Below are 7,991 nucleotides of genomic sequence, written 5' to 3'. Positions count from 1 at the left end.
TTGGCGGTCGCGGCGAGCCGATCCTCGGCATCGGCGACGACGACCCGGACGACCGAGACGCCGTGCTCCCGGAGCATGTTCAGGGTGGTCACGCCGAAATGGCGGGAGCCGACGAGGGTAATGCGCATGGGTGTCCGATCCGGTCTCGCAACTGCGTCATCCCCCGATAACACGTCCGGACGCCCTGTCACCACCCGCGCAGCGTTTGCGCCGGTTATCAACAATGTGCCGGCGCGGGACGCGATGCATTTCGCGATTGCGCAGGCGGCCGTTCCAGTGCTCCATACCTGCATTGCACGGCTCGGGAGCGAGTGCATGCGAGGCGCCTGGCTTTTCCTTTTCGCGACACTGATCGTAGCCCCTCCGGCTCATGCCGGCGGGCCGTACCCGGCCGTGCCGCCGGAGACCGGGGTCGCGCCGTTCGTGGGGCCGACCTGGGACGCCTATCGTTGCGCCGGAGGGACGGTCACCAACTTCTATCACGGTGCCTATTACGGTGAGGAGCCGCCGGCGCTCTATCGCGGCTATGCCTACCGGCCGTATTATCGCTACGGCGCCTATCGCAGATATCCGCGCACCTATTTCTGCGTCACGGACTAGCGTTGCCGCGCGGCCACGACAGGCCGGCAAGGAGGCGATAAAACCGGTTCCTGTGTTTGGTTTTTAACAGAGGTATTCGCGGCCGGCTGCTAGACATGCGCCCACCGGGGCTGGCGACATTTCAACCCGCATCCGTTTTCGAACCCGGCTTTGGCCGCTGGCGTATTCGCCAGCGGCCTTTTCGTGCCACCCATCACGAAATCATCGAATGGTAACACGATCTCAACCAGCCTGGCGTATCGACGAATCCGTCGCGGATTTGTATTGCGTACCGCGACACCGAAAATGTCCCGCCGGCCTTTGTGCGCCGCGCGGGCCTTTTTCGCCGGGACAGATTTCATGCCGAGCGCAATTGAGCAGATCGTCGACAGCTATGTGCGGCTGAAGAACCGGCGCGGGCTCGACGAGCTGATGATGCACAGGCAGCGGCTCGCGGTCGATCTGAAGAGCAGGTCCGGCTATGATTTCAGCCTGCCGATCGGCCAGATCGACGAGGAGATCGCGATCATCGAGGCCGGCCTCAACCGGCTCAAGGCGGAAAATTCCAGCCCGGTCTAGCGGGGGCGGCGAGGCGGGCTCTCGCGTGGCGTGGGGACGACGCATCGTCGCAGTCGGAGGCCGGTTCATGCATGGTTCAGGCCGGCCATGTCTCAATCCCCGGGTTGTTTCGTGGGACACGAATCCTGCTAGGCTTGTCCCCGTGATTTGGAGGAGACGTCATGATCGAGCTTGCGCTGGCCGGCCTGCTTGCCTTTGCAACCGTGCCTGCGGCATCGCCGGAGCCCATGGTGGAGCAAGTTCAGTTCAGGGCTGCTCCGGGCGGACGATGCCCGGACGGCTATGATTTCAACCACTCGAACGGCCGCTGCTACCCCAACGATTATCATGCGCCGGGTGTCTACACGCGGAATCCCGGGCCGCACGAATACTACGGACGCCAACGCGGCGGCGGCCTCTGTCCGCACGGCTACGATTACAACTATTCGCGCGGACAGTGCTTTCCGAACGGCGCACGCGCGCCCGGCATGTACGGGCGGTAATCGATCGCCGAGCTGAGGCGGGCGCGCTCAGTCGCGCCGGCCGCCGTCGATCACCGTGAACAGCGGCCGAGCCGGGGTCGGCTCGACCAGCAATTCCTCCACCAGCGCGGTGGCTGCATCGACATATTTGCGTGTCGGCTTGTCGAGGGGGCGCTTGGCCTCGTCGTCGAGCGCGATCTTTGCGGCTTCGACCAGCTTGCGCATCCGCGCCGCATGGTCGTCGCCCGCCGTCAGCGTCGCGCGCGCCAGCGAGCGCAGCACGAACAGCTCGCCCTCGAGGCGGAGCAGGCGGTCGTTGAGCCTGGTAAGGACGGCGTTGAGATCGGCCATGTCTGCTGTTCGGCGCGGAGGATCCGTCCTGATCTAGCGGCGATCGGTGAACGGAGTCCAAACGGTTCCGGTGCAATTCGGCCGATCCCGGTCCGTCCAGGATGACCGGCGCGGCGCAATCACAGCGCCGTGGACTGCCTACCACTCGACGTCGGCCCAGCGCCTGCCGAACACGGGCGGCCGTGTCTTCACCGCCTGCCAGCCGAAAAAATGATGCTTGCCGGACCAGGCGTGCACCACACCGCTGCAGATGCTGCATTTGAAGCTGCCGGTGTGGGCTTCGCTGTGCTCTTCCCTGGTCGCGGTGTAGTTCATGCCGCAACCCGCACAGGTGAATTCTTCGATCGTCCAGATGCTGTTGGCCATTTGACGGAATGCTTTTTGTTGACCTCGACCCACGGTAGTCATGGGCGTTTGCAGCGGCGTAAACCAGGGCAGGGAAATCCGGTTAACGGGCGTTAGCCACGCCCGGCCGCCGCCGCGGGCCATGCGAGATCGGCGCGACCTCGCAGCCGGATCAGCTGTCGCTTCGCATATCCCGGTCGATGCGCATCTGCACCCGCCTGACCGCGAGCTGCCGCAGCCTGCCTTGCACCCGTCCGGAGCGGACCCTGGCGCCGATCGCATAGGCATATTGCCAATAGCCCGGCGCGGCGTTCGGCCTCAGGGAATAGCGGATGCCGCGGTGCATTCCCGCGCGTGCATCGGATTCTCCGGGAGGGTCTGTCATCGCCTTTCGAATGCGGGATGGCCCCGATGTGTTCCTAATCGTGGCCCCGAGCAGTTCCAGTCGCCTTGACGCCGGATGCGTTGCTGGCAATAACGGCTGGACCTCGCAAGCACCGGAAGTTGCGTTCATGCCGCAAGGAAAGCAGTGCCCGTGAAAAGTCTCCGTCAGCTCCTGACGGGAGAGGATGTCATCCAGCTCGTGATCCGGCTCGGCCTGCTCGCCCTGCTGATCATCTGGACCTTCCTGATCATCCGCCCGTTCGTGCCGATCCTGGCCTGGAGCGGCGTGCTCGCGGTCGCGTTCTATCCGGCCTTCAGCTGGGTCGCAAAAATCCTCGGCGGCCGGCCCAAGACCGCAGCAGTGATCCTGACCCTGATCACGCTCGGTATCGTCATTGGCCCGGCCACCTGGCTTGGCATCAGCGCGGTGGACGGCGTGCGTGAGCTGGCGCATCAGCTCGGCACCGGCGATCTGGCGCTTCAGGCCGCGCCCGAGCAGCTCAAATCGTGGCCGCTGGTCGGCCCCTTGCTCTACGAACTCTGGGACCAGGCCTACACCAACGTCCGCGCGGTGGTACGCGAGGTGGCGCCGTATCTCCAGCCGTTGGCGGGCCCGCTGCTTTCGCTCGCGGGCGATGCCGGCGTCGGCACGCTCCAGTTCCTGGTGTCGGTGTTCGTGGCCGGCTTTTTGTTTCCACATGGGCCGCGGCTGGTCGCGGCCAGCCGCGGTTTCCTGTTTCGCATCGTGCCCGAGCAGACCGAGCATTTCCTGTCGCTCGCGGGTGCGACCATCCGCGCCGTGGCGCAGGGGGTGATCGGCGTCGCGATCGTGCAGGCGCTGCTCGCCGGCATCGGCTTCAAGCTCGCCGCGGTGCCGAGCGCCGGCCTTCTCGCCTTCATCGTGCTGCTGCTCTCGATCGTGCAGATCGGCGCCTTCCTCGTGCTGCTGCCTGTCATCATCTGGATCTGGACCGCCAAGGATGTCACCACGGCGCTGCTGCTCACCGTGTTTCTCGTCGTGGTCGGCTTCCTCGACACCATGTTGAAGCCGCTCGTGATGGGGCGCGGCCTGACCACGCCCACTATCGTGATCTTCGTCGGCGTCATCGGCGGCACGCTGGCCCACGGCATCGTCGGCCTGTTCATCGGGCCGATCATCCTGTCGGTGGCCTGGGAGATGATGATGGCCTGGATCAGGACCGAGGATCGGGCGGGAGCGGCCGAGGGCTGATCTTGCCTCGATCGGCGCGATCTTTCCGCCGTGCCGCCAGGACCCGAGGGATCGCGGCCTGTGATCAAAACGTGCCGGGAACTTGTCTGTTCGACTAGACAAGTTACGATCGGGACGATTCTGGTTTCAATGACGGCAGCAATGGCGAAGTCTTCCAAACTGGTTGCCGCGCGGCGCGGCAAGGTCTTGTTGGTCAGACGCCGGTCGGACGGCCTTTGGATGTTCCCGGGCGGCCGCAAGCGCGCGCGCGAGTCCGACAAGGACTGCCTGCGGCGGGAGATCAGGGAGGAGCTGCCCAAGCTGAAGCTCGGCAGGATCAGCCTCTGGAAGGAAGTGACGGCGAGGAACAAGCGCTCCGGTCGCAAGATGAGCGACGCGATCTTCATTGCCAAGACGGCTAAAGGCAGGCTGGCGATCGGCGACAAGAAGGAGATCGACCGCGCCGCCTGGCAGAAGCCGCGCGGCATCCGTCTGACGCCGACCTCGCGCTATATCCGCGACCGCCTGTTTCCGAGGAAGCAGAGGCGGCGGTGAGCTAGTCCTCGCGTCCCGCCGATCGTGTTCGTCCGGCGAACCTCCTCGACTGCTGCCCCTGCGGTTCGGGCGCCGCCAGCTTCGCGGCCTCGGCCTCGCGCATCTCCTTGCGGACCTTGCGCGCATCGCGCATCGCGCGCTTGACGAAGGGATGCTGGGAATCCTCGGCGAAGAACAGCACCACTTCGCAGCTCGGACATTGTCTGGAATAGCCGTCCTGCAACCGCCCGGCGCGATCGCGAAACACGTTCTTGCACCGCGTGCACTGAATCTGGACCGAACTCATGCGCGGACAACAATGATTTTGGGAAATGGATCGTCATATGATCCCAAATGTCTGAAGAAAGCTTGAATGCCTTCGTGGTCGGATGCTCGCGGATCGCGCGGGCAAGCGCCATCGGCCGCGGCCGGCGGCGGAAGAGGCCGGTTGGAAAACGGTCAGCCGCTATTGCTTGGCCGCCATCGTGTCCAGGCACTGGTTGAGAAAGGCGGTGCGATCCCTGGGCAGCACTTTCTCGAGATCCGCCTTCAGCGCGCATTCGCGCTGGCGCAACTGCTCGGCCCGGCGCTTCTCGGCCGCCTCGCGGAATTCGGGAGCAACCTTGTTGGGATCGACCAGCGGCTGTGAGCGGGCGGGAGCCGTCGCAAGCAGTGCAATGGCGGCAATGAAAAAGATTGGTTTCAAATGAGCCTCCGTAAAAGAAGGCATCCTAGCGCGCGGCGGGGGCGTGCTCAAACCGGGGGAGCGCGGTACCCCGTTCCGGCGCGATTGGCCGCGCGGGCGAACCTCCAGCGGCGGCTTTGGAACGACTGGGCGCTGCAGGCGTCGAATCCAGGCTCGCGGCCCATCCCTAAGTCCCCAAAGCCCCCGGGCCGCGAGAAAACCTTCCCCACAAAGGTTGGCGACCTCGGTTCACCGGGGTCGTTTGTTTGCCGCAACATGTGAACCAGTTCACAAGCGCGGGGTGAAATCGCTGCTATGAAGACGTCATTGCTTGACCAGTTCATTTTGCTCGAAACGCCCCAGCGTGGCTCCAAGCGCTGGGGTTTTTCGTTTCTCTCCGGGCGCAGAATGTTTACAATCGCGCCAAGCGTCGCATCGACAGACGCAGATCTCGCGCCGCGCTAGTTCCGGCCCGAGCTCGATCAACAGCCAAATTGTCGGGATCGCGGCGCCGCGCCGAACGTTGCCACCAGGCGTGCGTTCATCGGGCAAATCCCATATGCAAGGCGAGAAGTCGCCGAATCGGAATGAGGGCGGCTGGCGTTCAGTTGACGACGGCTTACGACCAGAAACGGATTCAAGTGAGGCTTACCAAAAAGGCGCGGGTGGCCAAGACGCCGCCGAAGAAGGCGTCACCGCACAAGACGTCACCGAACAAGACAACGGCGAACAAGACGTCGCCACGCAAGGCGCTGCCAAGGAAGAGCAAAGATGCGCAGCGAACTGCGATCTCGTCCTCTTCGCCGCTCGGCGTGCTGGCACTCCATCTGCTTGCCCAATGGACGCAGTCCGGACGCAGCGGCATCGTTTTTCTCGCCGAGAGCGAGAACAGGGCGGAGCGGCTCGGCAGTGTCATTCACGCGCTCGACCCCTCCTGTGAGGTGCTGGTATTTCCGCGCTTGAACACTCTGCCGTTCGATCAGCTCGAGCCGTCGCACGAGCTGGCGGGGCGCAGAGCTTCCGTTCTGAGGCGCCTTGCAAAATCCAAGAAGCCGCTCTTTCTCGTCTCGACGGCGGAAGCCGTGATGGAGCGACTGCCGCTGCCGGCGAGCCTGTCGCGCCTGAGCGTGAGCCTGAAGGTGGGCGGCACGTTCTCCGAACAGGATCTTGAGACGCGCCTTGAAGCCCTCGGATACGATCTCGATGACGAGCCGGATTATCCGGGTGGGGCGCTGTTTCACGGCCAGACCTTCGAGATTTTTCCCGCCGGCGCGCTGGGGCCGTTCCGGATCGAGCATTCGGATCGCGCGATCAGGCGGATCGTGGCGTTCGATCCGAACGAGCACAGGATCATCTTCGAGACCAAGGAGCTTGTCGTCGATCCCATGTCGGAGCGGCTTGGCCTTGCCGGCAAACGCGGCAAGCGCGCGAACCTGTTCGACTATTGCGGACGCGCCAAATGGATTGCCGATGCCGGCGTGCCGATGCATGCCGAGGGCTGGTTTGACACGATCGAGGAGGCCGCGCCGCGTGCGGAACGTGAGCGCGAATATCTCGGACGGCGCGACTGGAAGCAGCTCTCCCGGGGGATGAAGGTGTTGCCGCGCGCGTCGTCCTTCCAGACCATCCCGGAGTTTTCGAAATTGACCTCCTCCCGGAAGGCGCTGCGTGCCTTCGTCGAGGAGACGCGCCGGGCCGGATCGCGACTGATCCTCGCCGCAGCGCATGAGGACGATCTGCGCGTGATGGAGCGGATGAGCGGCCTCAAGGCGCCGCGCTGCGAAGATTGGGACGACGCGGCGCGCGGGCGGAGCGGCGAGGCAGCGCTGCTGGCCGATCTCGATGCCGGTTTCGTCATGCCGGGGAAGAAGCCTCTCGTCGTCGTGACGGCGTCCGACGTGCTCGGCAGCCGGGCGCATCATCCGCAGCCGATGGCGCGCGCCTGGAGCGCGGCCTTCGACCATGCCGACGTGCCCGAGCAGGGTACGGTGGTCGTCCATCTCCAGCGCGGCCTCGGCGTGCTCGACGGCCTGCAGACCGTGAACACCGGCGGCGGCGCAATGCGGGAGATGATCCGCCTGAAGTTCGCCGGCGACAATGCGGTGCTGGTGCCGCCGCCCGATCTGGCCCTGATGTGGCCCTACGCGGCCGAGCTCGGCAAGCTCTCGCTCGACAAGGCGGACGGCAGCACGTGGTGGGCCCGCCGCGGCGAGGCCGAGCGCGAAATCCAGGTGGCAGGCAAGGCGCTGGCCAAGCACATCAGCCAGCGCCGCAAGCGGCGCGGCGACAAGCTGGTTCCGCCGGGCTCGGCCTACGAGAAGTTCGTCGCGCGTTTCCCTTACTTCACGACGACCGACCAGGCCAAGGCGATAGCCGACGTGCTGGACGATCTTGCGTCCGGTCACCCGATGGACCGGGTGATCTGCGGCGACGTCGGCTTTGGCAAGACCGAGGTGGCGCTGCGTGCGGCCGCCGCCGTCGTGCTGTCGGGCAAGCAGGTGGCGATCGCGGTGCCGACGACCGTGCTGGCACGGCAGCATGTCGCAACGTTCCAGAAGCGATTTGCACCGTTCGGCATCGAGGTGGGAAATCTGTCGCGGGCAACCTCGGGCGCGGAGCTGCGCGAGACCAAGGAGGGACTGCGCAGCGGCCGGATCAAGGTTGTGATCGGCACGCAGGCGCTCGGTGGCAAGGACGTCAGGTTCGACGATCTCGGCCTCGTCATCATCGACGAGGAGCAGCATTTCGGCGCGGCCGAGAAGGCCAAGCTGTCCGGCCTCGCCAAGAATGTCCATGTGCTGATGATGAGCGCGACGCCGATCCCGCGCACGCTTGCCGCGGGCCTGGCCGGCTTCCGCGACCT

Annotated in this window: 11 protein-coding genes and 1 pseudogene; 6 read left to right on the top strand and 6 right to left on the bottom strand. The window is 65.1% G+C overall.

Going from position 1 to position 7,991, the window contains the following annotated elements:
• Positions 1-128 (bottom strand): annotated as a pseudogene (locus IC66_RS0122490) (formyltransferase family protein); the annotation flags it as partial.
• Positions 129-315: 187 nt separating this feature from the next.
• Here IC66_RS0122490 and IC66_RS0122485 point away from each other — a divergent pair.
• The 3 genes from IC66_RS0122485 (at position 316) to IC66_RS0122475 (ending at position 1,640) form a co-directional block, all read left to right on the top strand.
• Positions 316-600: a hypothetical protein gene (locus tag IC66_RS0122485; protein WP_038949118.1), complete on the top strand. Its 285-nt coding sequence runs from the start codon at positions 316-318 to the stop codon at positions 598-600.
• A 339-nt stretch (positions 601-939) separates the two neighbouring features.
• Positions 940-1,158, top strand: coding sequence for a hypothetical protein (locus IC66_RS0122480; RefSeq protein ID WP_038949117.1), 219 nt, complete (start codon positions 940-942; stop codon positions 1,156-1,158).
• A 161-nt stretch (positions 1,159-1,319) separates the two neighbouring features.
• Positions 1,320-1,640, top strand: a complete 321-nt coding sequence (locus tag IC66_RS0122475) for a hypothetical protein (protein ID WP_038949116.1) — start codon at positions 1,320-1,322, stop codon at positions 1,638-1,640.
• Between the two features lie 27 nt (positions 1,641-1,667).
• Here the strand turns inward: IC66_RS0122475 and IC66_RS0122470 are convergent, their stop codons facing one another.
• From IC66_RS0122470 to IC66_RS46370, 3 genes are all read right to left on the bottom strand, one after another.
• Positions 1,668-1,970 (bottom strand): hypothetical protein, encoded by a 303-nt coding sequence (locus tag IC66_RS0122470; protein ID WP_018317940.1) that lies wholly within the window; start codon positions 1,968-1,970, stop codon positions 1,668-1,670.
• Between the two features lie 138 nt (positions 1,971-2,108).
• Positions 2,109-2,336 carry a hypothetical protein gene (locus tag IC66_RS0122465; protein WP_028144530.1) on the bottom strand — a complete coding sequence of 76 codons (228 nt, stop codon included), beginning with the start codon at positions 2,334-2,336 and terminating at the stop codon, positions 2,109-2,111.
• Between the two features lie 151 nt (positions 2,337-2,487).
• Positions 2,488-2,700, bottom strand: a complete 213-nt coding sequence (locus tag IC66_RS46370; RefSeq protein ID WP_028144531.1) for a hypothetical protein — start codon at positions 2,698-2,700, stop codon at positions 2,488-2,490.
• Between the two features lie 150 nt (positions 2,701-2,850).
• Between IC66_RS46370 and IC66_RS0122455 the strand changes: the two genes are divergently transcribed.
• Together IC66_RS0122455 and IC66_RS0122450 are read left to right on the top strand one after the other, a co-directional pair.
• The gene (locus IC66_RS0122455) at positions 2,851-3,930 is read left to right on the top strand and encodes an AI-2E family transporter (protein ID WP_370092373.1); all 1,080 of its coding nucleotides are present in this window, start codon (positions 2,851-2,853) and stop codon (positions 3,928-3,930) included.
• Positions 3,931-4,071: 141 nt separating this feature from the next.
• Complete coding sequence (locus IC66_RS0122450) at positions 4,072-4,464, top strand: NUDIX hydrolase (RefSeq protein ID WP_018317944.1); 393 nt, start codon at positions 4,072-4,074, stop codon at positions 4,462-4,464.
• A 1-nt stretch (position 4,465) separates the two neighbouring features.
• Here IC66_RS0122450 and IC66_RS0122445 read toward each other — a convergent pair whose 3' ends face one another.
• Positions 4,466-4,750, bottom strand: a complete 285-nt coding sequence (locus tag IC66_RS0122445; RefSeq protein WP_028144533.1) for a hypothetical protein — start codon at positions 4,748-4,750, stop codon at positions 4,466-4,468.
• A 159-nt stretch (positions 4,751-4,909) separates the two neighbouring features.
• A complete protein-coding gene (locus tag IC66_RS0122440) occupies positions 4,910-5,149 on the bottom strand; it encodes a hypothetical protein (protein ID WP_028144534.1) in 240 nt (79 codons plus the stop codon).
• 791 nt (positions 5,150-5,940) lie between these two features.
• On the opposite strand from IC66_RS0122440, the gene IC66_RS0122435 reads away from it, so the two are divergent.
• A partial coding sequence (locus IC66_RS0122435; RefSeq protein WP_038949115.1) for a DEAD/DEAH box helicase occupies positions 5,941-7,991 on the top strand: 2,051 nt, incomplete at its 3' end.

Source organism: Bradyrhizobium genomosp. III, assembly GCF_000261705.1.
Classification (GTDB): domain Bacteria; phylum Pseudomonadota; class Alphaproteobacteria; order Rhizobiales; family Xanthobacteraceae; genus Bradyrhizobium; species Bradyrhizobium ottawaense.
This window is presented reverse-complemented; position numbering and strand designations above follow the sequence as displayed.